The organism is Ruegeria sp. AL11, from assembly GCF_056540865.1.
In genome coordinates this window covers 1-556 of record NZ_JBQFXO010000091.1, presented here as the reverse complement: position 1 = coordinate 556, position 556 = coordinate 1, and the positions used below count along the sequence as shown (strand labels likewise).

Annotated in this window: 1 pseudogene; it reads right to left on the bottom strand. The window is 55.9% G+C overall.

Annotated features, from left to right (window positions below):
- Window positions 1-370: pseudogene (locus ACR0IP_RS23450) on the bottom strand (transporter); the annotation flags it as partial.
- Window positions 371-556 lie beyond the last annotated feature (186 nt).

Sequence of the window (556 nt, the reverse complement as noted above, 5' to 3'; positions counted from 1 at the left end):
CCACGCCCCACGTTATGTCCCCGGTTCCGATTGGCGAGAACCACGCAGAGAAAAGGATATCTCCGAACCCCTCCTGGCGTGTGCCCGGCACAACGTCTTCCTGCCAGATGTAAGGAATGATAGTTCGGGTGATCAGGTTAAGGTCATCGTTCAGTTGAAAGGGCACGACTGGTTGAAAGTTCAGCGTGGTGCGCGAGCCCTGATCAGAGACGCCCAGATTTTCATCTTGGTTCAATTGAAACGGAACCGAGACGATTGCCGCAAGCGGGTTGGCCAGTTCCTGGGCCAGATCGGATGCCTCGTCTGCAACGGTTGTGGTTCCGGCACTGGCTGCAAAAAGCAGCCCCATAAGAGTATGGGATCGACGCATAGCCGTGTACTCCTTTTGAAATGCAGGTTGGGCGAGTGGCCTAGTTGATCGGCTCCAACTTCGGGAAGGTCCAATTGCCGTTCAGGATTGCATCCTCCGGCTCATAAAGGCGGATCGCATAGTTCCAGCCCGAAGTGATCGGCAGACAGTTCACGCGGCCATCGTCGCACCCACCGAAATGCAACG